Raw genomic sequence first — 25,853 nt, forward strand, 5'->3', positions numbered from 1 at the left:
ATAGGAATCGAAGAAAACGGTTTGGCTTAAGATTTAACCTGATCGCGGGGATACACAATTTGGAGTTGCCGTAAGGAATTTCGAAAGAAGTCTATTATTATTTTAGTCCATGGGATCAAAAAGATCATCATAACTCTGAAAATATCCTCGAGCAAGTTTTAAAAAAAATGGTTGGAGAGATCCGACAAAATAGTGGTCGGAAAGAGCTCAAGCATTAAGTATACGGATACAGCTGAAAATAGAGGATACGATGCGGGAAAAAAGATCTCAGGCATAAAACGCACATAGCCCCGTAGACACTCAAGATAGAAAAGGGGCTCTAGAAGCATGTTCATTGAACAAGAGTTTTTTGTCAGGGGTAAAAAATGTTTTAGCCGATGGAAGATATTCTGGAAAACTATTTTCAAATAGTATTCAAGAAATATTGGGGTGTACAGTGGAAATAGCAAAAAGAAATGAGTTGCATACTTTTAAAGTGATTCCGAAAAGATGGGTCGTAGAACGTTCTTTCAGCTGGCTGGAAAAATGCAGAGGTTATGGAAAAACTGCGAAAGAAAGCTTAATACCAGCTTAAATCTGGTCATTCTGGACTTTGTCGTTCTTCTTTTAAAAAGATTTTAAACAGGTTCTAAGTCAAAAGAATACGTCCGTTCTAAACAGAACGTGGGGCATGACTTGATGGCTCTGAATATTTCTTTACAACGTTCATCTATTTTTTTAGCAACTAGAGGGATAAACTCTTTGTATCTGGAAGCGAAGGTTGGTTTGATGTGTTGTCTTACATAATTTTCAATCAAAAGGCTATATTGAGGTGTCACTAAACTATAATCAAGAGCAGTCATATCAGTCCCTTTTAATGTATTAAACACGCTATTATAATTTTTTCAGCTTAGCATATTTTGCGACAAGCGTTCTTTCGCGGTTATCTTTAACAAAGAAGATCTGGTAAGTAAGTCCTATAGAGCCTTGGTAAGATTTGTTGATTTTTCCTACTCCAAACTCCTTGTGGAATATTGTGTCACCTGTTTCAAGGGATTCAGGTTCTTCTACAGCAATAACAGGTTCAACCATTTTATATTCTGGTATGGGCGGCCGGTAACTGTCGGGTCGTCGGTTTAAGATTATTTTTTCAATAAAATTGGGTGGAATTTCACTTAAAAAGCGACTGGCACGCTGAGAGCGTATGGTTCCCCATAAATGGCGATTGCGTGCAAAAGTCAGGTATAAATATTCTTTGGCTCGAGTCATTCCCACGTAGCACAAGCGGCGTTCTTCTTCGAGTGCATCAAAATTTCCTCTCGAATTGGCATGGGGGAATAAATCCTCTTCCATGCCAGCTAAAAATACAGCAGTAAATTCAAGCCCTTTTCCGTTGTGAATAGTCATGAGATTGACCCGATTTTTAGAGTGATGGGTGTCATCGATGGTGGATTTAAGAGATAGCTCCTCTAAAAAGGCGGATAAGGAGGGTTCAGGTGTTGAGGTTTCCCATTCATTTGCTTTTGAAACAAGTTCCTCTAAGTTGGCTTTACGATCTTGGAAGGTTTCTGCATCTTCTTTTAGTAGACCTAAGTAGCCGCTTTCTTTAATGGCTGCTTCCACACCTTCTTGAATGGTTCCTTTTGCCGAAATTTCTTGTAAACGAGCAATTACTTGTAAATATTCTTTAAGTCCTTCCTGTTGTTTTTGATTCAATTTAAAGATAAAAGGAAGGGGCTGTTGCTCAATGAGTGCTTGGGCAAAACTTAGAATAGACATCCGATTTTTTTGAGCATGTACGCGGATTTTTTCCAGTGTGGTATCGCCAATGCCCCGTTTGGGAAGATTGATTGTTCGGGCAAAGGAGACATAATCGCTAGCTTCATTTGCGATACGTAGAAAAGCTAAAATGTCTTTGATTTCTTTTCTTTGATAGAATGAAACACCGCCGACAATTACATAAGGGATATCATTATGTAAAAAAGTATCCTCAAATACACGCGATTGGAAGTTTGTCCGATAAAAAACCACCATTTCGTTATAAGGAATACCCTGTTCGTGATAATTTTGGATTCTTTCTGCGATAAATCCCGCTTCGAACCTTTCTGTTTCAGCTGGAAATAGTTTGATTTTTTCTCCAGCACCTCGATCACTCCACAAGGATTTTTTAAGGCGATTTTGGTTATTGTCAATTAAGGCGTTAGAGGCATCCAAAATATTGCTACGGCTGCGATAGTTTTGCTCAAGATGGATCACCTGTGCGCCCGGAAAGTCTTTTTCAAAATTTAGGATATTATAAATTTTAGCTCCACGCCAAGAGTAGATCGACTGATCTGGATCCCCCACAACAAAAAGATTATGCGTTTTTTCTACAAGGTGGGTGACCATGGCATATTGCGCATCATTTGTATCTTGATATTCATCGATTAATAGAAATTGCCAACGATTTTGGTAATAGGCCAGTATCTCTGGGTATTCCCGAAAAAGGCGAACTGTTAAGTAGAGGAGATCATCAAAATCGAGTGCATTGTATTCACTCATGCGGCGTTGATAAGCAGCGTAGACTTTTTGGAAATGGAGCTCCGCATTTGATTCAGCGTCAAAATCATTAATTTGATCGGGATTTTTTAGAGCATTCTTTGCTTGAGAAATTAAGTGCTTAAAAGCTTTGGGTTCAAGTTTTTTGTCGGAAATGTGCAATTCTTCCATGCAATTTTTGATGACCTTCAAAACATCTTCTTCATCGTAAATCACAAAATTGCGGGAATAATGAGGGAAAGCATGAATAGATTCGCGTAAAATGCGTGCACCCAAGCTATGAAAAGTGCTAATTAAAACAGAATGAAAAGTGAGCTCTTTGACTCGATTTTGCATTTCGCTGGCTGCTTTGTTGGTAAAAGTCACAGCCAAAATTTGGGAAGGAGGAATGCCTTCATCAATTAAATGCGCAATTCTTTGCGTCACAACGCGTGTTTTTCCTGATCCAGCACCCGCAAGCACTAAAAAAGGACCCTCTAAAGCTTGAATAGCGCGAACTTGCTGATCATTAAGATTTTTCATAATATCCTTTTTTCCACGAAGTCGTCAAAGACTAAAAACTGAGAAACAATTTTCGCAGAAAAGGGATATTATTTAAACCTGGAATTCACGATCTCCTAAATTCCCATAACGATGATAATTTATGCTAAATGCCACTTCGCGAAGATATTTGATTAACTCTAAATATCCTTTTGCTAAAACAGGGGATACAACCAAGCTAAAGCTATTCTTTGCTAGCATTTCAAGTAAAGCAGGCGTACTTGAAGAAAGCAGTCGGATCCGTCCGTCTTGAGTTTCTGAAATTCGGTGGATAAAGTTTTCTTCCGCTTCTATTTTTAGAGTGAGCAGAGAGAAGTGTTTGATCCAATCCGCTTGGATTAACATCCCGAGTTGTTTTTGATCTCCACTGATTTCAAGAGGGGTTCCACAGATATGTGCCGCAGCCATGACAAGTAGACCATCCACATAGTCGTCTGCATCCTGAATTCTAAAAAACATTTTTGGATAGGGGGTATAATGCAGAAGATTGTCTTGTCCTAGAATTTTAGAAGGGTCATGGTCTCGGCTAAAATAGGTGGTCCATGATTGTTGATAGTCTGTGATAGCCGCCTTCCAGCGGGTCACTTGCTCCTGGGAAAATCCTGATTTTTCGAGATGCTCCACTATTTCAGCGGTGAAGGCCGGAGTTTGACCGTGGTTTTCAGGAAGGTTTTTTTGCTCTGCATGCATAAATTGTGTGAGTGTATGGGGACCGCCGGCTTTAATGCTAGGTCCAAAGCTACTTTGCTTACATCCACCAAAAGGTTGCCTTTGAACGATGGCGCCTGTAATGGTGCGGTTGATATAGCAGTTTCCTGCTTGAATATGCTGCTTCCAGTAGTCTTGCTCACGTTCGTCTAAAGAATGCAGACCCGCTGTTAACCCATAAGAAGTCCCATTGGCCAGCTCTAAAGCATGTTTGAGATTTTCTGCTCGCATGATTCCTAAAACAGGACCGAAGAGTTCGGTTGTATAAGTAAAACTTCCCTTTGTGACGCCGATTTTGATCCCAGGACTCCAAAGATGGGGATTTTCAGGATCTTGCTTGGGTGCAAGCAGCCACTCTTCCCCTTCTTCGAGCGTGGTTAATCCCTTTAAAAGATGTTCATTTGGAGGACGAATTAAAGGATTGATGCGTGTTGAGAGATTCCAGGGAGATCCAACCGGCAAACTTGCGACTGCATCGCAAAGTTGAGCTCGGAATAGTGGATCATCGTAGACTTCTGCTTCCAAAATAGCTAAGCTGCAGGCGCTGCATTTTTGTCCCGCATGCGAAAAGGCGGAATGCATGAGGTCTTTAATGGCGAGATCACGATCAGCTAAACTTGTAATGATTAAGGTGTTTTTTCCTCCCGTTTCAGCCACCAAATTCATTCCAGGTCTTAGCTTAAGTAAGTGTTTGGCCGTTGCTGTAGCGCCTGTTAAGACGATGGTGGAAACACGAGGATCTTTCACGAGCTCACTTGCAACCGGATCATCTTGGCAGGGAATAAATTGTAAAACTTGTGGATCAATTCCGGCTTCCCACAAGATCTGTGCTAGCGTATAACCCACCAATACGGCTTCAAGGGCAGGTTTAAAAAGTACACAGTTTCCAGTAACGAGAGCAGCGACAATGCCACCCGTTGGGATAGAACAAGGGAAATTCCAAGGTGGGGTAACCACTACAATCCCCTTTGGAGACCACGAGATATCTTGAAATAGTCCAAATTTCTCAGCGTTACGTCGATAATATTCAATAAAATCGATGGCTTCCGATATTTCCCCGTCCGCCTCAGCCATTGTTTTGCCCGTTTCAGCAATCATTACCCCGATCAATTTCCCTCTATTAGTGCGGAATGCTTGAGCTACTTTTGCAAGTAGAAGAGAACGATCTTGAAAGGATGTTTCTCGCCATTTTGGATAAGCTTTCAACGCAGCTTCAATCGCTTGATTCACTTGTAAAGAATTAGCTAAGGAATATGTGAATAAAGGTTTGTTAGGATTAGATGGGGCTATTCCGTGTGCTGTTAAATCGGGATTATTGGTATGTATCATTTCTCCCGCGATCATCAGAGGAACAGGCTCAAAAGAAAAATTTTTCCAATCTTTTGCAATATTTTCTGCCCATTTTGAATTTGTTGGAAGAGACCAGTCGGTATCGGCTTCGTTCAAAAAAGGGGAGATGAGAGGAGGATCCTGCGGTGGGAAAAAACGATTTTGGTTTCGCTTGGGATTAATGCTCACATTTTGCATGGTATGACAAGCGTAGGAGAATAGATTTGCTTGTGCTTGCCAATGCTTTGTTCCGGGGATCATGCTAAAAAGGTAGCGAAGGAAATTCTCTGATGACGTGTTTTCATCTAAGCGGCGGATAAGGTAGGCCACTGCATTCTGAAAATGTTCTTTGTCTGCTACTGGGCAATAAAGCAAAAGATCATTTGTGAGTTCCTTGACAACCCTTGGTAGGGGGGCTCCCATTCCTTCAAGCATTTCAAATTGCATGTAAGGCCAAATATCTTTTTCAGCAGTCAGTACGATGGCGTAGCAGATATCAAAGAGGTTGTGGCTTCCAATTCCAATGTGAACAGATTTTGCATGCTCAGGTTGTGCTGCATAGGTGAGCATCCGCTTAAAGTTCCCATCCGTCTCCAATTTCGTTTGATAAGTTGCGAGAGGCCATCCATGCATGGAGGCATCCACTTTTTCCGCCGCTAGATTTGCACCTTTTACAATACGAATTTTAATGGGGGCTCCTCCATTAGCCGTTCGTCTCAAAGCCCAAACCGTGAGCTCTTGCTGGAGAAGGAAGGAATCAGGAATATAACTCTGTAAAACAATTCCAGCCTTATATTTCAGAAATTCCGGTTCCTCTAGAACTTTTTTAAATAGTTCCACGGTGAGGTATAAATCGCGAAATTCTTCCATATCTAAATTAACAAATTTAGAGGTGCGCATTCCAGTTGGCTGGACATATTGATACTGCTGAGCAGCGCGATAAAGCTTTCTTAAGGTTTGAGCTAAATGATTAAGCGTGCCTTCACGATCGATAAGATTAAGCTGGCTTGAAAGGGTGGAAATTTTAACAGAGATGTATTCAATTTCTGGCTTAGATAGATCTTCAATATACTTTTCTAAACGCTTTTCGGCTTCTTTTTCACCTAAAATGGCCTCTCCCAGGCGATTGAGATTGATACGAATTCCTTCATCTCTTCTTTTTCGAACATGTTTTGAAAGAGTACTCCATTCACCAGGAAGAACAACGGCAGCTGTTTCTTTTCTTAATGCTCTTTTTGTGAGAGGTACAGCGATACTTGGAATTTTATTTGCGACCCATTTAAAAGCGTGTAGTTGAAACTGTTTATCATAAGAAAGATAAGAAGGAACCCCGTATTTGTTAAGCAGGTATAAAAGTTGATCTGCAACGCGCGTGACTTTAGAGCTACGGAAGCATTGATCTGTCATATGGATAGTAAAAAGTTTACCTGACGGATCATTCATCATGCGGGCGAGCTGAGCCAGAATCCGTCTTTCTTTATTGGAAATCGTTCGACGCGCTTCTTTTTGAATCAACGTGGCGAGTTCAATGGCGAGCTCACGTCGCTCTTCGACTGTTAGCGATTTGCCTTTGAGATCCTGAATAATTTTTTTGGATTGTGTGATGTAACGAGAGCCTTCCATGAATCTCTTCCTTCATGAGCTAATCCACAAATGGGAAAGTTGTTGCTAAGATATTATATTTATCCTAACAGAACATCCTCTTATATCGAAAGCCTTTCAGGGAGGGTTGCTAAATTTTCTTCAGAATCAACCAACTGGATTAGGAACGTTGGGTATCGGAATGTGCGGTCAAAACTTTCATCCATTTTACTGTCGCGCGACCAACTCGCCAGTTTTGATTTCCAATCTGATGCTTTGCAATTTTTTTTCTAAATTTTGGTGTGTCTTGCTCTGGATGCAAACGCAGGTAGGCTTCAAAATCGGATGGAGAAAATTGAGCGACCTTCATAAAATCAGCGGGTAGAGTTTCTATTTTTTTTAATATTAATTTACCAATTGTTTGGCTGGTCGGGGAATTTTTTCCAACCTCTGTAAAAAAATACGGGTGTTTTAAAAAATTAACCGCATCTTTTAGAGCGAAAACCCAACAACCATTTGATTTTTCTCTCAACACACCAGAGTAATAGAGTGTTGTTGTATCGGGATTCAATTCAGCAGTTAAAATATGGCTTAAAATGAGCTCTTGTTCTGAAAAATCAGTCTCCTTCTCTAAGCCAATACGAGAGGGCGTAATGGTCTCGTTTCCAAGTCGAATCATGGGATCTAAAAGGGCAATATGCAATGCATTTCCTATTTTTTCTGCAACAATGGCAATAATGTGCTGACCGGATGTCTCGGTGCGTTTCGGAACGACATTAGTTTGATCATGACCCCACAAAGATGAGTGTGTTGGCACAATAAATGCGATCCGCTGGTCTCCTTCTAATTTCTCAAGAGCTTTGAGTTTTTGTGAGAGGTTTTGAAGAGAGGGGCACACATGCAAAAGATGATCTTCAAAATGATGCCTTGCTTTTAATAGGTTTGCAATTTGAGTCAATCCGAGTGTACTGGGTCTAATATTGCCATCGGAATAGCGACTCCAAGTAAAGAGAGCATCCCCAGAGTACTGTTGTTTGACTAGGCAATGGTAATGGGTGATTAACGTTTTATTCCATAAATTGTAATCTTGTTTTTTCTTCTCTTTTTTATCCACTCTTGCAGCAGGAATAGACAGGTGGTGAAGTAAATTTTGAGCTCTTTTTTGTGCAATGAAGTGGGAAGTGTGAAATCCTCTGAACAATAAAAAATTTTTAATTTTAGAAAAGAACTCTTTTACATACAAAATGATTTTATGGGTTGTGTTTTTTGGTTGAGGCTGTGAAATAGAGGTCAAAATATTTTTTACGGTTTCGTAAGAGGGGTTAGAAGGAGAGGGATTGAGCTTAAGATATGCAGAAACGAGACCGATGATTTTGTTCTCAGATAATTTTTTATATCCTTTCCCTTGATGCATTTGAAAATGGTCCTCTTTTTGATAAAGGGAATCAAGAGGTGCATTGGATTGGTTGACAAAAGCAATAAAATTTTCAGGAGGCATGAAACTCTTCTTTTTATAAAAAAATTAACTAATTATAACATTATATTAGCATTAAAGCAAATGGGTGATGAAAAAGCTTTTTTGTTTATAAAAATATCCGTTGTAGTTTATTTACACAAACTTTTAGGGGATTTGTGAAATTACCAATAGTCTTTTTTTTACCTTTCCATTTTTTTAAGATATCTATAGAATGAACCGAATAACGTAAACTAATGAGGTAGTAATTGTTGTTGCTTTTCAATAAACGCAACAGGATAAGATAAGGAGTCTATCATGAAAAAGTTGATTGCGCATTCTCTGCGAGAGTGTACGGCTGTAATTGCACAACTTGACAATCCTGAAGTTCATATGTTTATTGAAAATGTAGCTCTTACGCTTGCCTCTGCCTTTCAAAATGGTCAGAAAGTGTTGATTGCCGGTAATGGTGGAAGCCTTTGTGATGCCATGCATTTTGCCGAAGAACTGACAGGCTATTTTAGACAATCAAGACCCGCTCTTCCAGCCATTGCTCTTTCTGATTCTGCCCATATTACTTGCACGGGAAATGATGTTGGATTTGAATCCATTTTTTCTCGGAGCGTTGAGGCTTATGGTCAAGCTGGCGATGTGTTTGTGGGTTTAACAACCAGTGGGAATTCCAAAAACATCATCCGTGCTTTTGAAGCGGCGAAAATGCGAGGACTCAAAACAGTCGCTTTTCTCGGCAAAGATGGAGGACAGCTAAAAGGATTTGCAGACTTTGAAATTATCATTCAAGGTTTTAAAACTTCTGATCGTATTCAAGAAGCCCACATGGCGATTATTCACATTTTAATTGAAATGATTGAAGAAACACTGTTTTCTGTTTCTCCATCATCTCAACATGAATGCAACTGCTTAGCGACAGCTGAAGTATAATTGTTGTATCCTGCTTCTTTTTCCTGTTCATCATCATGTTTTTTTTGACATAATTCGAAGCGGGCTGCCATTTTTCTTATTTAAAAAGATGGAAGAGAAGGAATGTTTGCCTTTATAGAAACTTACATTATTCATGTGATCACAGATCAGCGCAAAGGATTCTTTCCTTCTTTGATTAAGGGAGCCTTGTGGATTTTAAGCTGTGTTTATCAGGCGATTGTCTTTTTGCGAAACTGGGGGTATGATCAGGGATTATTCCGTCAATACAACCCTCCTGTGCCTGTTGTGATGAGCATTGGAAATATTGTGGCGGGGGGAACAGGCAAAACGCCTTTGACTTTAATACTAGCGCAAGAATTTTCCGAAGCTTATCATGCCGTCATTCTATCCCGTGGATACCGTTCGCAGGCAGAACGTTTATCTTCACCCGTTATTCTTAGTCATGGGGATGGACAAGGTCCTATTCTTCCCGCTAATTTCTGCGGAGATGAGCCTTATATGCTGGCAAAAAATTTGCCTGATGTTGTGATTGTGGTGGGAAGAGATAGACGGAAAGGGGCGGTTTTAGCTGCGAAGACAGGGGGGCAGCTTCTCTTATTGGATGATGGGATGCAGCACCGTCGTCTTGCTCGCGACTTTGAAGTGGTGGTAATGGATGGAGCTAATCCTTTCGGAGGAGGCTACTACTTGCCGCGAGGTTTTTTGCGAGAAAGCTTAAAATCTCTTGCGCGTGCAGACATAATTATACTAAACCATGTTTATTCAGATGCAGAATATGATAGGCTTAAAAAGCAAATTGCTGTTTATTCGTCTTCACCAATTATAGCGACGCGAGCCAATGTTTGTGGCGTATGGTCATTGATTGATCATGCCCCTATTAATTTGAAAGGAGTAAAAATCGGCGTTTTTTGTGCCATTGCACACCCCGACTACTTTCTTCAAACGCTGAAAGAGCTGGGGGCAGAAGTCGTTGCCTCCCATTTTGAAAGAGATCATTTAGATTTTGAGACGCAAGAATTAAATAAATTTGCTAAATTATGCAAAAACTGCGGAGCTAATTTTTTAGTTTGTACAGAAAAAGATCAAGTAAAGCTTGTTGATCCGCAGAAACTTTGCCTTCCTGTCGTGTGGGTGCAAATCCAACTTCAAATTGTACAGGGAGTTTTTGAGTGGAATGCTTTTATTGCGAAAGTGAAGAGTGAACTACAGAATCGCATATAAGGCAACGCTTGGCAGATCTTGAGGAGATACTAATGAAGCTATGGTTAAAAATTTTAATAGCCCTTGCTCTAGGTGTGGCAACAGGACTGATATGGGGCCCTCAGGCTGAGATTCTCAAGCCTATTGGAGGTGTTTTTCTAAGCCTCATCAACATGATTATAATGTTGCTTGTGCTTGCATCGATGACAGTGGGAATTACCAGTATCCATGATCCAAAAAAGTTGGGGCGTGTAGGATTAAAGTCCTTGATGGTATTTGCATTTACGACGATGGCGGCCATCGTGATGGGACTTTTGTTTTCTCAGATTTTTCAGGTAGGAGAAGGTCTGAATTTAAAGCAATCGACCGAAATTGTTCTTCAAACACCTCCTAGTTTAAGCGAAATTTTGTTGTCCATTGTTCCTAATAATCCCATAAAATCTTTAGTGGAAGGAAATGTATTGCAAATCATTGTATTTGCTCTTTTTCTAGGCATTTCGATTAATTTTGCTGGAGAAAAAGGGAAACCTCTTCTTGAATTTATGGAATCTTTGGCAGATGTGATGTATCGGATGACTTCTATTGTGATGGAATTTTCTCCGATTGGGGTGTTTGCTATTATGGCTTCTGTCGCAGGATCTTTTGGGATTGCTGTGCTTATCCCTCTCATTAAATTCTTACTCGCTTATTACACAGCTGCGATTGTGCATTGTCTTGTGGTATTCTGCTCAATTTTATGGTTTATGGCAAAGCTTAGTCCCTTACCTTTTTTCAAAGGAATGAGTGACGCGATTATGGTTGCTTTTTCAACTTCCAGCAGTTCCGCTACACTTCCTGTTTCGATGCATTGCGTGCAAGAAAACCTGGGGGTTTCCAAAAATATCTCGAATTTTGTGCTCCCTCTTGGATCAACGGTTAATATGAATGGCGCTGCAATTTTTCAAGGCATGGCTGCTGTTTTTATTGCGCATGCTTACGGGATCGAACTGGACTGGCAGAGCTTGATTACTCTTACGGTAACGGCAACTCTTTCCGCTATTGGAGCTGCCGGCATCCCTGGTTCAGGGTTTATTATGCTGACAGTTGTCTTTACCTCGATTGGTTTGCCAATTGAAGGATTAGCTATTTTAGCAGGTATTGACCGTATTCGTGAGATGGGTTCCACGGTATTAAATATTTTGGGTGATGCAGTTTGTGCGATTTACGTGGCGAAGCAGGAAGGGGAATTAGATGAACGACAATATTATCATGAGGAATTAGTTGAATTAGAGGGGAGTGATATTTAAAAAAAAACTCCTTATCGAAAGAAGTTCGTTTATTTAATTCAAAAAATATTATAATAAAACATATCACATTCCACTAAGGAGGTGCGTTATGTTTCCTCGTAAGTTTTTGTTTCTATCCTTGTTTGCTCTTTCTTGTTCATCTCTAGCCTTTTCTGCTCAATCTACACTTTTGGCTAGAGGAGGTGAGCATGAAGGTGGCGGCCATCACGAAGGTCAGCATCACGAAATGAATCACCATGAAAATGGTCAAAGATTTCATGATGAAGGACATGGCAATGAATTTAGACATGGTTATGGACATGAGGGTGAGTGGAATAATAATCGTCACGGCGTGTTTGTGGATGAATCAAACCCTGCCCCTGTAGTGGTCGAGCCATCAGACGATGTCCCTTATAACTCTTCTAATGGCTATGGTAATTAATATTAAGACACCTCTCTAACGAGAGGTGTCTAGTTAATTTATCATCTGTTTATCCATTTTCTGAGGGAATAGCTGCAAATTGTATTTGGGTATTATCCGATACAAATGGCGTTTTAGAGATTGCTCATATGAGCGTATCTCTTATATAATCCAGTATTTTCCTGGATATCAATCTGCTGAGACTGGTAACTCAAAGCAATCAAATAATTCATTATCTCGCCTCCCGGCGTGTAGTCTTTCTCAAATATCCTGATTTTGTAAAGATTTATGGCGAGACGTTTGGTCTCATTGATTTGGCTAAGCATCAAGGATTCACCAAACTAATATTCAACCGTTGATAAAAAGCCTGTTTTAGCTTCAATGTGAAAGCAGAATGTGGAAAGTTTTGTAACAAATTTGATCAGGATGACGGTTATTATTTTCTAGTAAAAAGAATTCCTCTTCGGAACTAAAATGAATTAAATTTTTATCACTAAATGGAAGTTTAGTAGATAGATTAAATGTAAATAAACAAAAATACGTTTAATATTTTTAATATACATAAAGACTTTCTTTAAGAATGTGTTAAATTTTATTTGCTTAATTTTTACTTTCCATTCTTCCCTCAAATTAGTTTTAGCAATATCCTCTTCTGACAACATTTTTAATGTGTCATATGCAGGACATAAGAGATTATTTATTTCAAAAAAAGCGTTATCTTGCTAAAGTGCCACTTTACCCGCTGACATGTGGTTGAGGGTTTTCTTTTTTTGACAAGGGATGGGTAGCGTGTTTGAAGAAGACACAATAAATGCATATCAAGAAATCTATGAGACAGTAATTCCAGATTTGGATTATTACTTGCGACAAATCGATTGTCGGGATGGATGTCCTGTCAATACGGATCCGCGCGGTTATATGATGGCTTTGCATGCGGGAAATCTTATGGAAGGCTACAAAATAGCCAGAGGGCCAAATCCCTTTGCTTCAATTTGTGGTATGATTTGTGGGGCACCTTGTGAAACCTCATGCCGTCGAGATCGTGTCGATAAAACTCTCACCATTCGTGCGCAAAAACGTTATCTGGACGAATGGTTCGGATTAGATAAAGAAGCTCATATTAAATCTCTTGAAATGAGTTATGCCCGAGGATCAACTAAGCCCGTTCCAAACGGATTAAAAGTTGCTTGTATAGGTGCGGGAGTGGCTTCTCTAACAGCTGCACACGATTTATTACGCTTAGGCTATGCGGTTGATGTTTACGAAATGATGCGCATGCCTGGGGGAATGTTAACTTATGGTGTGCCTTCCTACCGTTTAAAAAATGAAATTGCGATTAATGAATGCTTTGCTATTGAGTATCTGGGAGCCAAAATACACTACAACATGAAAGTTGGACGTGACATCACAATGACTGAACTTCAAGCCAAATATGATGCCGTCTTTATTGGCATTGGATTGTGGAAGTCGCGTGATTTACCGATTCCAGGAGCTGATCAACCAGATGTGATTCGTGGAATTGAATATTTACGCGTGCGCTGTGCGGATCAAGAATGGAAAATTGGTGAGCGCATGGTCGTTGTGGGAGGTGGAAACGTTGCCTTTGACGTTGCCCGAACATCTCGTCGAAACGGGGCTAAGCAGGTCACTATGGTCTGTTTAGAAGCACGCGATGAACAAACCGCGGATGAGTTTGAAATAGAAGATGGCCTTGAAGAGGGCATCAAAATCATCAATCGATTAGCCCCTATTGCTGTTGAAAGAGATGCACAGAATCGGATCACAGGTCTACGTGTTCAACCTATTTACTATCTATTTGATCACACTGGACGTTTTGCTCCAAAATTTGTTCCTGATTCTCAATTTGTGATTGAATGCGATTCGATTGCTTTGGCCATTGGGCAGGGGATGGATATGAGTCTATTTAATGGTTGGGATAAAAAAGATGCACTCAAGTTAGACCGTGGGGTTATTGCTGCGGAAAGAGGAACTTGTCGAACTTCTGTTAAGGGCATTTATGCGGGAGGTGACGCTGCTTTTGGAGCTGCTCTCTTTATTACGGCTATTAGACATGGTCAAGAAGCGGCACGAGCCATTGATGAGGATCTTCAAAATGCCCATCCCTATCAAGAATTTGTGGGCGAATTTACTGAATTACCTCCTATGCGGGATAAAACTTACCTCCGAACAAAATGGGCTTTGCCATCCATGCAGCCCCCAAGTGTACGTGTAAATAATCTCAATATGGTGGAAAACAACTATACAGATGAAGAAGCTCATCAGCAATCAAATCGTTGTTTACAGTGTCATGTAAGCCCTGTTTTTGATGGAACATTATGCATCAAATGCAATGGATGTGTCGATGTTTGTCCTTGTAATTGTTTAAAGCAGGTTCCGATTAGCAAGTTAAACTTGGATCTGGGAGAAGGGGATTTGCGTAAAGCTGTGGATAATTTCTATGGGGTCGACTCGGCCAGCATGAGCCCTTCAGAACTTTCGATCATGGGAACAGCTATGTTAAAAGATGAAGATTTGTGTATTCGATGTGGGTTATGTGCAGAGAAGTGTCCAACCCAGGCTGTAACCATGGATGCGATGAATTATTCTTTCAGGTGGATTGGCTAAGATGTTTTGGGATCTCATTTTAACCCTTTTGCTTGCTGTAGGAGGGATATGCGTGTACTTATATTATTTAAAAAAAGGTCAATTTGAAGATCCGGAAGATGTCAAATACCAGATGTTTCGTGATGAGGAGTAAAGGCAATGCCAAAATATCGTAATTCTTTAAATGTAGATCCAGATGATAAGGATCCTTTAATTTCGCGTCGCTCTTTTCTTGCATTAATGGGAGTCGGAGCGTGTTTGATCGGTGTTGGGCAAATGGTGGGTGCTTCTTTTTTAGGATTTTTATATCCGAATGCGATGAAGGTTCCTCCTAGCATTTTTTCTCTAGGGCGTCCTGAAGAGGTGCTTTCCAAAGATGCCAAAGTATTCGATCCAAAGCAAAAAGTGTTTGTCGAAACACAGTCGGGAAAAGTCCGTGTTCAGACGGCTGTATGTACACATTTGGGTTGTACGGTCAATTTAGTTGAAACGGGATATGCCTGTCCTTGCCATGGCTCAACATATGATCAATATGGAAGAAATACAGGCGGACCTGCTCCTTTGCCATTAGTGTATTTTCTTGTTTTTTTGGGCGCCTCTGGAGAGATCATGGTGGATAAATCGAAAACAACCCTTGATTGGTCAAAAGCATGGTTTACCCCTACTGTATAAATATGATTATTTTGGAGATTGAATAAATATGGAAGTTTTCCAGGGAAGACCTCGAGAAACGTGGGGAGAATATCTTCTTAATCTGCCTGCTTTGTTTGTGCGATCCATTTTCAGACATAACTATCCAAATAATGATGTTGACCGCTCCGAAATTGTCTTTAAGAATTTCTTTTTGCATTTCCACCCTGTCAAATGTCACAAGCACTCGCTTGATCCTTTTTATACCTTGGGTTTAGGCGTAATCACGATGAGCTTGTTTCTTCTTTTAGTTTTTACAGGGGTTGTTTTGATGTTTTATTACATCCCCGCAGAAGATCGTGCATACGACATCATGAAAGATTGGCAAGACACAACCCCTTTTGCCATGATGTATCGTAACATGCACCGTTGGAGTGCTCACTTGATGGTTTTGTTTGTTTTCTTGCATATGTCAAGGGTTTTTTACACGGGATCCTATAAAGGAACAAGACGCTTTAATTGGGTGATTGGAGTCATTTTGATGGTATTGACCCTGCTCTTATCTTTTACCGGGTATTTGCTTCCTTGGGATCAGCTTGCCTTTTGGGCGATTACGGTGGGTTCCAACATTGCGGGATATGTCCCTAATATTCCAGGATTTGAACACAATATCAATCGGGTGATGCTTCTAGCCTCCACGAATGTTGGACAAGATGCTTTAATTCGCTTTTATGTTTTGCATGTCGCTTTTTTACCTTTATTAGCTGGCACATTAATTGGCGTGCATTTTTGGCGCATCCGTAAGGACGGTGGACTTTCCAGGCCTCCAGATCGGATTATTCCTGACCCATTGCGCGTTGTGCAGAGATCGGATACGAAAGAGTCTTTTGCTCCTGGTGTCAAACGCACATATGGTCTGATGGAATTGGTGAGAGGCACATGTCCCACTGTTGATAAAGGGCCTTACCAGTTTGTATTCACCTGGCCTCATTTGCTGAGGGCTGAGTTGGTGGCATTTTTGTTAACAACGGCCCTTGTTTTATGTCTTTCGTTTATCGACGCGCCTTTGGAAGAACCGGCCAATCCCACCAAACCTCCGAACCCTTCTAAAGCTCCTTGGTACTTTTTGGGTCTTCAAGAAATGGTGGCATATGATGCTTTTTGGGGTGGTGTAGGTGTGCCAACGGCAATCATTTTGGGGTTAATGGCCATTCCTTATTTGGACAGAAATCCTCAAGGTCAAGGTGTGTGGTTCCATCGTAGTCGTTATTTAGCCATATTCCTCTATACGGCATTTATGACGTTTCAAGGTCTTTTAATCATTGTAGGGACTTATTTTCGAGGAGCTAACTGGGGATGGGTTTGGCCATGGACAGAAAATTTTGCGAGACACTGATGCAAGGAGTATTTAGGAATGCGTTCTGACTTATACCAAATCGCCCTTATTTTCCTTGGTGTGGTGGTGACTGCTTTATTTGGGGTTTTTTTCTATCGTGAAATTTTTCCAGAATACAAGATCTATCAAAATGATTATGTGGCTTTAGAAGACTTTCGATCTACTTACAGTGGGTCTCCTCCCCCGGCTTTTAATAAGGGGATTCAGCAAATTGTGATGGAGCGAAGTGATAAAGGCCCCGCTAAAATTGATCGGTGCATTTCATGCCACGTGACCATGAAATTTAATCACTTTTCTCCCACCAAAATTGCCAAAGATTTTAATGGAAATATTCTAGTTGATGAACAAGGCTTTCCAGTAAAAGTACCTAATGAAGATTATGTATGGGGAAGATTAAATCAAAAGGTCGCAGAATTAACAGATACTAAAGTGATTCAGCAACTCACGGAACAGGGGCATCAAGGTGAAGTCAACGCAAGACTTTCTCAAGCGGAGAAGCTAAAGTCTTTAAAGACGGCTCAGGTTGGAGAGCACGTTTTTGATGTGACAAAAGTCTTGACCATGCATCCTCTTATTGGGCGAGAAACACGTCCATTTGAGTACCATCCGATGGAGCAATACGGTTGCACTTCATGCCACGGGGGAAACGGAAGAGGTTTAACAACGGAAACGGCGCATGGTCCTGTTTTTGATGGGGATTATGAAGTTGAATATGTAGGGGAAAAACCCCAGTTTACTGAGCCTGATGCTAAAAATGATCCTGAGTTTGCACACGTTTTTAATGCAAAACCCGGTCATCGACTTTTATTCCAAACAGATCCTATCCTGCCTGGAGCGTTGATGCAGGCCAAATGTATGCAATGTCATCAATCCAGTGACGCCTCATTGCAATCAGCCGCTTCAAATGCGAATCGGGTGATCGACCAATTTAAATCCCGCATTTCAGAACTCAAGACTTCCTATGAAAAAGAGAAAGAAGCCCTTTTATCCATGCTTCTCATTCGTAAAAGCATTGAAGAAAATGGCTTACCAAAGGTTGTGGAGGATTTAAAGAAAGAGGCAGAAGATTATCGGATTTCTCAAGCTGAGCGGACCAAGATTGGAGAGCAGACCAAAAGCTTACTTCAAATTGCTGGGGGAGCAAATGCCATCCAGACACCTGTCGCAAAAGAACGCGTTTTAAATCATCTTCGGCAGCAAATTATTCAAATTGTAGGCTCACAAGCAATCTCAGAAAAATTGGAAGAGCAGATTTCTAAATCGTCAGATTTCCTCGATACTCTCAATCAATTTTTACAGGAGGAAGAGGGGCAGGTTTCTACTGGATCCATTTTTACAAAGCTGGCTGCTGTCAAATTGGAAAATGTGGTAGAGAAGCATGTTGAAAATCAAGAACTTCCTTTTTCTCAAAATAGTCGGGATGCTTTAGGCCTGATAACAGATGTGGATATTTTGACCCATAACTTCCACCGCGGGGAACAATTATTTGTTTCGCAAGCCTGTTATGCCTGTCATCGCATTGCAGGTCTGTCAAGAGGGGGTGTTGGTCCAGAATTAACCCGCGAAGGGGAAAGCTATCCTTGGTTTGTAAAGGAATCCATTGTGTGGCCTCAAGCGGATTTAAAAACTTCGACAATGCCCAATTACCGCATGGACCATGAAGAAGTACAAGATTTGATGACCTTTCTTCTCGCGCAAAGAGATGATAGTGCAATTCGCAAGGGTGCTGCTTATCAACTTGCTGTACAAGAATGGGAAGGCGGTAAAAAAACAGCATTAGAAAAACCGATCACTCCAGCCAATGTACATAATCTAAAATACGCCATGACTGTTTTTGCAACAGAAGGCTGTGCGGCCTGCCACCGTCTCAAAGGATTCGATTCCAATGTGGGCTTTGCCATTGAGAAAGACAAATTGGTTACCTTTGAACAACTTCAAAAAGAGCGGGATTGGTTTAGGCAACTTGTTCCTGAAATGATTACCGGAAGCCAATTAACGAAAGTTTTAGAAGAACATCGGGATGAAATCAATCAACGCATTGTGGAAAATGTGCGTCAAAATTCAATTTTAGAGGAGATAGAGGAAAAATCTCCCAACACAATTGAATCCCTATATACAAGCTTTAAGTATGTTTCTCGGGCAAAAAATCATCCGTTCGCAGAGATTATCCAAAATGCCCAGTCTCCTGAGGAGCGACAGAAAGTACAAAAAGAGATGGAGGATTGGCAACAGCTGATTCACCGTGTCTTAATGGCTTATGTTCAAGAATATGGCTTAGGACGATTAGTGGGACCACGTCCAAATTGGTCGGGGGTATACCGATCTGATGAATGGTTAATGGATCACTTCCATCAACCAAGTGCACATGTGGCAAGATCGATTATGCCTGTTATTCCGTTTGATGACAGTAAGTTCTATGCCTTGACTTACATGCTAGATAAGCTTGGCATCCGCAACCGGGATGCTTCGCGCAGGGAATGGAATCAACATGGATTTAATCCACAAATTGCCTATGACATGCTTTGTGCACAATGCCATGGTGACCATTTGCAAGGAAATGGACCTGTCTCCGAATGGATTTATCCGATCCCTAAGAATCTGCGCAATGCAGACTTTTTGAGAAATTACTCGAGAGAAAATGTGATTGCCGCCATCACACATGGTGTGAATGGAACACCTATGCCACCATGGGGAGAAGTCGCAACTGATAAATCCACTTCGGATGGGGTTCCAGTCTTAACTAAAAATGAAATCATTCAATTAACGGATTGGTTATTCTCCTCATTGCCAGGTGGACAAGTGATCAGAAGCACGGAAGACATTCCAAAATGGCGCTATGAGCCAAAAGATGTATTAGAGGAATTGAAACGAGAAGGGTCTCAGTTGAAGGCTAAAGAACCTCCTCCCTCAGAACATGCGGCTCTTTTTGAGCAGGTATTCGAAAAAGGGGAAGGTTTATTTGCTGCTCTAGAGCCCGGTTCCATGATCACAAAAAAAGCAAATATGGATGTTACAGATGTTTTTAATGAAATTCCTAATCTGTATGGTGGCACAGAGAAATATGCTTACTACATCAAAAAAGAATACTATACGCCGGAAAATGTGGAAGCCGGAAGACAGTTTTTTGAATTAAATTGTGCTGTATGTCACGGAAAAGACGCGGATGGTGCCGGACTGCGGGCAGGGACAATGGTTGATGCTAAACCACGTATGTTAACCAATTTGAATTGGATTCATAGTCGGGATGATTTGCGATTGCTCCGTTCGATTAAATATGGAGTTCCGGGGACGTCTATGACTCCCTGGGGAGATCAAACGTCTTCACTCCAGCGCTTACAACTCGTTATGTTTATTCGGTCACTAACAGAAGAACAAACATTAAGAGATAAACTGAAAACCACCACTTATGAATCATTTGCCAAAGCTAATGAGATCATTGAGCAAGCCCGCATACAGCCGTCACTAGCACTTTCAGAATTGCGTCAAAAATTGGAAAGTATACAAAAAGATCGTCGACAATTGCATCGCGGAATGGCAGAAGAAAATACTTGGGCAGAAAAAGCAGCACAGTTCTATAAACAGCAACTTGAAACTCAGGACAAGATTGATCAAATCAAAAGCTTAGATAATCTTTACGAACATTTTAATTTGATCATTAATGACCAAGAGACCCTTTTTAAAAATCTTGGCTCCACATTGATTTTAAAGAAAGTGGGAGAGCCATTTTTTGCACAATATCTACAAATGATTCGGTTATTGACCCCTGAATATCGCATTTCAGATCACACGTTTTCTTTTGCAAATTCAGAAGAAAAAACAAAGCAAGCAGAAGCGATCCAGCAGGAATTATTAAAAGAAATTTCTCATCAAATGGAAGATATAGAAAAGCAAAAAAGAGTCATTGAGGGGAAAATAGGATCGCCAGAACGTTTTGAGCAATTGGAACATTACAACGCGGAATTGAGTGGATATAACCAGATTAAAAATCAGTTAATTAATGCTTTTGAAGAAGCTTTGAGAGCTCAAAAGCAAGAGCTAAAAATTTACAAAGACATTCAAGAAAAATTGAAAACAATCCATTTTTCTAACGAAGCTCCTAAAACAGAGAAGAGTACGCAAACATGACAGCCTCCACATCTTCAGCAAGTGCCATTCCTTTTGATGACACACCTGCCAAATGGCTCATTTATCCCGCGATTATTTTCATGCTCATTGGCATGTTAACTGGTGTGTTTATCGCCTTTAATGGTTTTATTTTTCCCGATTACTTTGCCGGGGAATACATACATTTTGGTAAAATTCGTCCTGTACACGTAGGGCATGTGACGTTACTGTGGCTGCTTTCTGCAAATGCAGGCTTATTCTTTTATTTTGTCCCTCGCTTGTGTGGCGTGCCTTTATGGAGCAGCAAGCTGGCTTATGTCACGATTGCTTTATGGTGGTCTTCCCTTATTATTGGAACCTATTCTCTTCCATGGGGCACAAATTTTGGCTGGGAATATGCTGAATTGCCAGTTTATGTCTCTTGGATTCCGACGAAAGTGATGTTTGCACTGGCATGGATTTTATTTAGCTTAAATTTGTACATGACCATTTTTACACGCAAATATGAGAAGATGTATGTCTCTCTTTGGTATGTGATGGGCAATTTATTCTGGACTGCTTTTACTGTGATTGCAGGTTTTTTTGCTATCAATTGGGTTCCGGGAGGGATTTCTAAAGTTAATGTCAGTTGGTTTTATGTGCACAATCTTGTGGGTCTTATTTTCACTCCGATGGGATTAGCAACGGCTTATTATGCGCTTCCTAAACTTGCAAATGTGCCGATTTATAGTCACCGCCTTTCTATGATTGGATTTTGGTCGCTTGCTTTTGTTTACTCTTGGGTGGGCGCTCACCATATGATCCATGGACCTATTTCACAATGGTTACAAACCACGGCGATTATCTTTTCAATTTGGCTTTTTATACCTGTTTGGACGGTTGTAACGAATATTTTTGCAACTCTAAGTGGATACTGGGAAAAGTATTCACAAAATGTTCCGATTCGCTTCATCATGATGGGCAATATTTTCTATTTGCTTACCTGCATTCAAGGTCCTTTAATGGGATTGAGAAATATCAATGAAATCACCTCGAAAACGGATTGGGTGATTGGACATTCTCATATTTCTCTTTACGCAACTTTCACCTTTTTTGCGATTGCAGGGATCTATCAAGCACTTCCCGCCTTAACCAAAAAGCCTTTATGGTCTCAAGCTCTTGCTGACTGGCATTTTTCTCTTAATCTTTTTGGCAGCCTTCCTTTTCTTTTAGCCTTATGGATCGGAGGGTATCTTCAAGGGATGATGTGGGCAACCTGGGCGGAAGGAACGACTTACGCTGAATTTCACCAAAAATTAGCGATTCTTCCTTTTCTTGAAACAATTGCCGAAATGCGCATTTGGTGGATCTGGAGAGGGATTGGAGGCGTTATCATCTTAATTGGGAACATTTTGTTTGCAATTAACATATTCAATACAATCGTTTTGAAAAGTACAGAAACCATTCCAATGGAAAAAGAGGCGGCACAGTCATGAGCCAGAATAACTTTTTTTATAACATCGAAAAATCTTTTGTAGTCACGATTATTGGTGTTTTGTTGCTCTTTGCGGGTTCTGTTGCTGTCACGCTTCTTGCTCCACGGTATGTAGACCCTACCTGGACGCATCCGACGAGTGATTACCAAGTGCAGATGTATGAGGTGATGGATCCTCATGTTTACATTAGCAGTGCTCCTCTAAAGACGAATGAAGTCCAAACGGTATTTCATCTTAAAAGTGACCATATGTTATTGGCCTTTAAAGAGGATCCAACTGTACGGATCATTGCTCCCAAGGAGCTCCAAAAGTATATCACTACTGTTGATGATCATACGCTCAAGTTAACTTCGCGTCTCTTGCTTTTACGTATCCCTGTGGCTCAGTCTGGGAAGGAATATAATCCTGTAGAAATCGCTCAAACAAAACAAATAGAGTTGCAAAAAGCGTGGGAGAACGCAAATCCAGATTGGGAAAAAGAGGATCTTCCGAAACCCCGTTATACCCTATTGGAATTGTATGATCCAGGAACTTCTGAAGCATTTGCTTTAGCTCCGTTGCAAGGTATTTTACAAGATTGGGTCGATCGAGATTTTAAGATTTTAGATGAATCTATCAAACAGCCTTATCACCAAAGTGAAGGGGTTATTTATGTGCACAATCCGATTGAATATCGCATTTCCTACTATACGTTTGGAGAGGAGAAAGGGTGGCAATACGATCCAAAAGGCGAGTCTATAAAAAATATTCAGGAATTACGCGGTCATGCGTTAGGTTTTCGCTCTCGTCAGGAATTTATTCATGAAGGAGAACAAATTTATGCGGCTGAAGGATGTTGGTATTGTCATACAGATCAAACGCGAACGTTAGTGCAAGACGTGGTTTTGAATGGATCTGATTCGTTTCCTGCCCCACCCTCGTCTGCAAATGAATACATTTATCAATACATCACATTTCCGGGGACCCGTCGAATTGGACCAGATCTGTCTCGTGTAGGAATTAAAAAACCCAGCCGTGATTGGCATATGTCCCATTTTTGGTCACCTAAGACGGCAAGTAAGGGTTCCATTATGCCCTCTTTTCAGCATTTCTTTGATTTTGACCCACGTGGAACTTCAAAAGCGGGTATGGGAGTACCTAATCACCGTTTTGAAGCTATTTTTCAATATTTAATGACCAAGGGAACCCGCATTACACCCCCTACACAAGCTTGGTGGACAGGGAAAGATCCGATTCAGACTATTGAAATTATCGAAGGATTAAGGAGATTACCATGATGGGCAACTTTTTGGTTCTTTTAGCTATCATTGACAAGTATTTCGATGGAGTAGGCGCTTATGGCACCTACATGGGATATGCTATGCGTTTTTTTTTTGGAGGAAGCGCCGTATTTATTTTTTTATATCTTTGGAGAGCAAAGAAGCTACACATGGATGAAGAAGCAAAATTACATATGCTGCAAATTAAAGACGATGTAGGAATAAGTGAGGAAAGACATGACACATGATACAAGCCACGAAATTGAAGAATACGGTGATCCACGTGTAACGAGTGCGGATGCCAAGGTACCTCGTTGGTTGCTACTGAGTTATATCTTGTTGCCCATTTGGGGCTTTTTTTGCTTTTACTTTTTTTGGAATGGGAGTATCCCAGGTTTCATGGAAAATGGGCATTGGCACGAGCTTCAAAAAGCGGCAAACACGACATTTCCAATCCAAAATCAAAATGATCCTGCTTCTTTTGAGAAGGTAACGGAACAAAAAAAGTACTGATTCAAAAAAGACCCGTTATTTAGCGAGTGTTTTTTTGAGAGGCATTGAACCTGGAATGCGATAAACGTAGATTTTTGTTTGATAGAGATCATTCGCAATCCACGTGTCATAGGGAGTCCATCCGGGAATTGCAAACGTATTACTAATTACATGAGAACCTGGCTTTAATTCTTTTTCAAATTTTTCTTTTAATTTGCGCATAGCCCCTGGATACAGGTAGCAAACCACGAGTGCCGCATCTTTTAAAGAGGGGTGGAAAAAATTTTGTCTTGAAAATTGTAGGTTACGAAGATGGCTAAAATGCTGACGGATCAAACAATACACATAAGGGAAGAAAGAAATCTCATAGCCAATGATTTTGTGAGAGGGATATTCCCGTGCTAGAGGAAAAGCCAAAGTTCCCCAGCCAGCTCCCAATTCGTAAATCTTTCCTTCCGTTAAATTAAGAAATGAAATATTTGCAAAAAGAGCTTTATTAACAGCCGGTGCTGTTGGCATGGGGGAAATTCCAGTCTTATATGACCAGACCACGATGGAAATTAAAATCCACATAAGAAGGATGAAAAAAAACGTATAAAATAAGATGTCCATATACATTACATACCTGAGAATAGCAATTAGACCAAAGAAAAAAGTCCTGTTTTGTTTTGCTCAATCTTGAGGAGATATTGGGACTTTGCTATTTTGCGAAAGATTAAAGAAATGATTGAGTAGATCCTTCATGCTAAACCGATCGGAGAATTCGATACATGGCTAAAATTGATGTCAATTCACCTGAAATTCTCGAAGAAATCAATCACTTACTAAAATTATGTGATGTCGATCCTGAGACTTTAGATTCTAGTCTCATTATACAACAAATTCAAAACAGCTTGAAACTTCTGCATGAAGGATTTGATCGAGGCAAGTTAAAGTTGATCACGCGAACTTTTAAAGAGATGCGTTATGCTTATCGGGTTTTTAATCAATATCCGGGGAAACGGCGCATTAGCATCTTTGGGTCGGCTCGTACCCCTGAGACAAATCCCAATTATCAGGCAGCTAAAGCGTTTAGTAGTGAGCTTTCAAAACAGGGGTGGATGTGCATGACAGGTGCAGCTAATGGCATTATGAAAGCAGGTCTAGAAGGCGCAGAAAGAGGATCCTCGTTTGGGTTATCTATTCAGCTTCCTTTCGAAAGTGGGGCAAACTCCGTGATTGAGGGAGATCCGAAACTGATCAGTTTTCGGTATTTTTTTACGCGCAAATTGATGTTTATGAGCCATTCGGATGCTTTATCCGCTTTTCCAGGGGGATTTGGAACACTCGATGAGCTGTTCGAATGCTTAACACTTATCCAAACGGGTAAAGCAAATATTATTCCCATCGTTTTGATTGAAGCACCAGGTGGAGAATATTGGAAATTTTGGGAGTTTTATGTTAGAGACCATCTCTTAGAACCCCATCTCATTAGCCAAGAAGATATGCACTTATATTTTATCACAACATCTGTGGATGATGCTGTGGCACATGTTCTTCAATTTTATAAGCGTTATCATTCAAGTCGATATGTTCAAGATTTCTTCGTTATTCGCATGCTGACCCCAATCGCGGAGGAGTATGTTGAAGAATTAAATAAAAAATTCTCTGCGTTGGTGCAGTCGGGAAAAATTGAACAGAGAGGGCCTTTTCCGGAAGAAGATGAATTTTTAGATCTTCCAAGAATTGTCTTCCATCATACAAGACGTGACATGGGTATGGTCAGAGCTTTAATTGATAAGATTAATCTGTTCTAGGTATCTCGAAGGATGTTACTTTAGAAAAATATTTTATTTCTTATCTTCTTTTTTTCTTATGTCTTAAAGTCTAAATAAATGTTGACACCATAAAGAAATTGTTGATATGAGGGAATATCGTTTGGAAAAAGATTTCTTCAA

General features: G+C 40.5%; 19 protein-coding genes and 1 pseudogene. 15 read left to right on the forward strand and 5 right to left on the reverse strand.

Going from position 1 to position 25,853, the window contains the following annotated elements; all coding sequences use genetic code 11:
- Positions 1 to 204: 204 nt before the first annotated feature.
- Positions 205 to 621, forward strand: a pseudogene (locus tag AOM43_RS13730) (transposase); the annotation flags it as partial.
- On the opposite strand, the gene AOM43_RS07195 reads toward AOM43_RS13730, so the two are convergent.
- The 4 genes from AOM43_RS07195 to AOM43_RS07210 form a co-directional block, all read right to left on the reverse strand.
- Entirely contained in the window at positions 618 to 842 is a 225-nt protein-coding gene (locus AOM43_RS07195) for a hypothetical protein (protein ID WP_039377910.1), read from the reverse strand. The pseudogene AOM43_RS13730 and the gene AOM43_RS07195 sit on opposite strands and share 4 nt — an antisense overlap.
- 31 nt (positions 843 to 873) lie before the next feature.
- Entirely contained in the window at positions 874 to 3,039 is a 2,166-nt protein-coding gene (locus tag AOM43_RS07200) for an ATP-dependent helicase (RefSeq protein ID WP_006340436.1), read from the reverse strand.
- Positions 3,040 to 3,111: 72 nt separating this feature from the next.
- Positions 3,112 to 6,717, reverse strand: a complete 3,606-nt coding sequence (locus AOM43_RS07205) for a bifunctional proline dehydrogenase/L-glutamate gamma-semialdehyde dehydrogenase (protein WP_059359661.1) — start codon at positions 6,715 to 6,717, stop codon at positions 3,112 to 3,114.
- Positions 6,718 to 6,856: 139 nt separating this feature from the next.
- A complete protein-coding gene (locus tag AOM43_RS07210) occupies positions 6,857 to 8,173 on the reverse strand; it encodes a hypothetical protein (protein WP_059359663.1) in 1,317 nt (438 codons plus the stop codon).
- Positions 8,174 to 8,443: 270 nt separating this feature from the next.
- On the opposite strand from AOM43_RS07210, the gene AOM43_RS07215 reads away from it, so the two are divergent.
- The 13 genes from AOM43_RS07215 to AOM43_RS07275 all read left to right on the forward strand — a co-directional run bounded on the left by AOM43_RS07215 (position 8,444) and on the right by AOM43_RS07275 (position 23,937).
- Entirely contained in the window at positions 8,444 to 9,070 is a 627-nt protein-coding gene (locus AOM43_RS07215) for a D-sedoheptulose-7-phosphate isomerase (RefSeq protein ID WP_408633527.1), read from the forward strand.
- Between the two features lie 102 nt (positions 9,071 to 9,172).
- Complete coding sequence (gene lpxK / locus AOM43_RS07220) at positions 9,173 to 10,291, forward strand: tetraacyldisaccharide 4'-kinase (protein ID WP_006340431.1); 1,119 nt, start codon at positions 9,173 to 9,175, stop codon at positions 10,289 to 10,291.
- Between the two features lie 32 nt (positions 10,292 to 10,323).
- Complete coding sequence (locus AOM43_RS07225) at positions 10,324 to 11,556, forward strand: dicarboxylate/amino acid:cation symporter (RefSeq protein WP_006340430.1); 1,233 nt, start codon at positions 10,324 to 10,326, stop codon at positions 11,554 to 11,556.
- An 88-nt stretch (positions 11,557 to 11,644) separates the two neighbouring features.
- Positions 11,645 to 11,977 (forward strand): hypothetical protein, encoded by a 333-nt coding sequence (locus AOM43_RS07230; RefSeq protein ID WP_013925701.1) that lies wholly within the window; start codon positions 11,645 to 11,647, stop codon positions 11,975 to 11,977.
- A gap of 759 nt (positions 11,978 to 12,736) precedes the next feature.
- On the forward strand, positions 12,737 to 14,581 hold the full coding sequence (locus tag AOM43_RS07240) for an FAD-dependent oxidoreductase (RefSeq protein WP_226987444.1): 1,845 nt from the start codon (positions 12,737 to 12,739) through the stop codon (positions 14,579 to 14,581).
- 1 nt (position 14,582) lies between these two features.
- On the forward strand, positions 14,583 to 14,714 hold the full coding sequence (locus AOM43_RS13035; protein WP_006342134.1) for a cbb3-type cytochrome oxidase assembly protein: 132 nt from the start codon (positions 14,583 to 14,585) through the stop codon (positions 14,712 to 14,714).
- 5 nt (positions 14,715 to 14,719) lie between these two features.
- Complete coding sequence (locus AOM43_RS07245; RefSeq protein ID WP_006342133.1) at positions 14,720 to 15,232, forward strand: QcrA and Rieske domain-containing protein; 513 nt, start codon at positions 14,720 to 14,722, stop codon at positions 15,230 to 15,232.
- A 28-nt stretch (positions 15,233 to 15,260) separates the two neighbouring features.
- Positions 15,261 to 16,586: a cytochrome b N-terminal domain-containing protein gene (locus AOM43_RS07250; RefSeq protein WP_006342132.1), complete on the forward strand. Its 1,326-nt coding sequence runs from the start codon at positions 15,261 to 15,263 to the stop codon at positions 16,584 to 16,586.
- Positions 16,587 to 16,604: 18 nt separating this feature from the next.
- The gene (locus tag AOM43_RS07255) at positions 16,605 to 20,711 is read left to right on the forward strand and encodes a c-type cytochrome (protein ID WP_059359667.1); all 4,107 of its coding nucleotides are present in this window, start codon (positions 16,605 to 16,607) and stop codon (positions 20,709 to 20,711) included.
- Positions 20,708 to 22,165, forward strand: coding sequence for a cbb3-type cytochrome c oxidase subunit I (locus AOM43_RS07260; protein ID WP_006342130.1), 1,458 nt, complete (start codon positions 20,708 to 20,710; stop codon positions 22,163 to 22,165). Before AOM43_RS07255 ends, AOM43_RS07260 begins: the two co-directional genes overlap by 4 nt.
- Positions 22,162 to 23,442: a cbb3-type cytochrome c oxidase subunit II gene (locus tag AOM43_RS07265; RefSeq protein ID WP_006342129.1), complete on the forward strand. Its 1,281-nt coding sequence runs from the start codon at positions 22,162 to 22,164 to the stop codon at positions 23,440 to 23,442. The genes AOM43_RS07260 and AOM43_RS07265 overlap by 4 nt, the downstream gene beginning before the upstream one ends.
- Positions 23,439 to 23,672 (forward strand): hypothetical protein, encoded by a 234-nt coding sequence (locus tag AOM43_RS07270; RefSeq protein WP_013925696.1) that lies wholly within the window; start codon positions 23,439 to 23,441, stop codon positions 23,670 to 23,672. The genes AOM43_RS07265 and AOM43_RS07270 overlap by 4 nt, the downstream gene beginning before the upstream one ends.
- Positions 23,662 to 23,937, forward strand: coding sequence for a hypothetical protein (locus AOM43_RS07275; RefSeq protein ID WP_013925695.1), 276 nt, complete (start codon positions 23,662 to 23,664; stop codon positions 23,935 to 23,937). Before AOM43_RS07270 ends, AOM43_RS07275 begins: the two co-directional genes overlap by 11 nt.
- A 15-nt stretch (positions 23,938 to 23,952) precedes the next feature.
- Here AOM43_RS07275 and AOM43_RS07280 read toward each other — a convergent pair whose 3' ends face one another.
- Complete coding sequence (locus AOM43_RS07280; RefSeq protein WP_148265751.1) at positions 23,953 to 24,435, reverse strand: class I SAM-dependent methyltransferase; 483 nt, start codon at positions 24,433 to 24,435, stop codon at positions 23,953 to 23,955.
- Between the two features lie 251 nt (positions 24,436 to 24,686).
- On the opposite strand from AOM43_RS07280, the gene AOM43_RS07285 reads away from it, so the two are divergent.
- Positions 24,687 to 25,712 (forward strand): LOG family protein, encoded by a 1,026-nt coding sequence (locus AOM43_RS07285; protein ID WP_059359669.1) that lies wholly within the window; start codon positions 24,687 to 24,689, stop codon positions 25,710 to 25,712.
- The last annotated feature ends 141 nt before the right edge of the window (positions 25,713 to 25,853 follow it).

Origin of the sequence: Parachlamydia acanthamoebae (assembly GCF_000875975.1) — a bacterium.
Lineage (GTDB): Bacteria > Chlamydiota > Chlamydiia > Chlamydiales > Parachlamydiaceae > Parachlamydia > Parachlamydia acanthamoebae.

What these genes read in the sequence shown, in the direction of transcription:
- AOM43_RS07280 (WP_148265751.1), bottom strand. Translation starts at nt 24,435, where the DNA reads ATGCCAACAGCACCGGCTGTTAATAAAGCTCTTTTTGCAAATATTTCA.
- AOM43_RS07230 (WP_013925701.1), top strand. Translation starts at nt 11,645, where the DNA reads ATGTTTCCTCGTAAGTTTTTGTTTCTATCCTTGTTTGCTCTTTCTTGT.
- AOM43_RS07200 (WP_006340436.1), bottom strand. Translation starts at nt 3,039, where the DNA reads ATGAAAAATCTTAATGATCAGCAAGTTCGCGCTATTCAAGCTTTAGAG.
- AOM43_RS07255 (WP_059359667.1), top strand. Translation starts at nt 16,605, where the DNA reads ATGCGTTCTGACTTATACCAAATCGCCCTTATTTTCCTTGGTGTGGTG.
- AOM43_RS07195 (WP_039377910.1), bottom strand. Translation starts at nt 842, where the DNA reads ATGACTGCTCTTGATTATAGTTTAGTGACACCTCAATATAGCCTTTTG.
- AOM43_RS07275 (WP_013925695.1), top strand. Translation starts at nt 23,662, where the DNA reads ATGACACATGATACAAGCCACGAAATTGAAGAATACGGTGATCCACGT.
- AOM43_RS07285 (WP_059359669.1), top strand. Translation starts at nt 24,687, where the DNA reads ATGGCTAAAATTGATGTCAATTCACCTGAAATTCTCGAAGAAATCAAT.
- AOM43_RS07240 (WP_226987444.1), top strand. Translation starts at nt 12,737, where the DNA reads ATGGGTAGCGTGTTTGAAGAAGACACAATAAATGCATATCAAGAAATC.
- AOM43_RS07270 (WP_013925696.1), top strand. Translation starts at nt 23,439, where the DNA reads ATGATGGGCAACTTTTTGGTTCTTTTAGCTATCATTGACAAGTATTTC.
- AOM43_RS07245 (WP_006342133.1), top strand. Translation starts at nt 14,720, where the DNA reads ATGCCAAAATATCGTAATTCTTTAAATGTAGATCCAGATGATAAGGAT.
- lpxK (WP_006340431.1), top strand. Translation starts at nt 9,173, where the DNA reads ATGTTTGCCTTTATAGAAACTTACATTATTCATGTGATCACAGATCAG.
- AOM43_RS07250 (WP_006342132.1), top strand. Translation starts at nt 15,261, where the DNA reads ATGGAAGTTTTCCAGGGAAGACCTCGAGAAACGTGGGGAGAATATCTT.
- AOM43_RS07265 (WP_006342129.1), top strand. Translation starts at nt 22,162, where the DNA reads ATGAGCCAGAATAACTTTTTTTATAACATCGAAAAATCTTTTGTAGTC.
- AOM43_RS07205 (WP_059359661.1), bottom strand. Translation starts at nt 6,717, where the DNA reads ATGGAAGGCTCTCGTTACATCACACAATCCAAAAAAATTATTCAGGAT.
- AOM43_RS07210 (WP_059359663.1), bottom strand. Translation starts at nt 8,173, where the DNA reads ATGCCTCCTGAAAATTTTATTGCTTTTGTCAACCAATCCAATGCACCT.
- AOM43_RS07225 (WP_006340430.1), top strand. Translation starts at nt 10,324, where the DNA reads ATGAAGCTATGGTTAAAAATTTTAATAGCCCTTGCTCTAGGTGTGGCA.
- AOM43_RS13035 (WP_006342134.1), top strand. Translation starts at nt 14,583, where the DNA reads ATGTTTTGGGATCTCATTTTAACCCTTTTGCTTGCTGTAGGAGGGATA.
- AOM43_RS07260 (WP_006342130.1), top strand. Translation starts at nt 20,708, where the DNA reads ATGACAGCCTCCACATCTTCAGCAAGTGCCATTCCTTTTGATGACACA.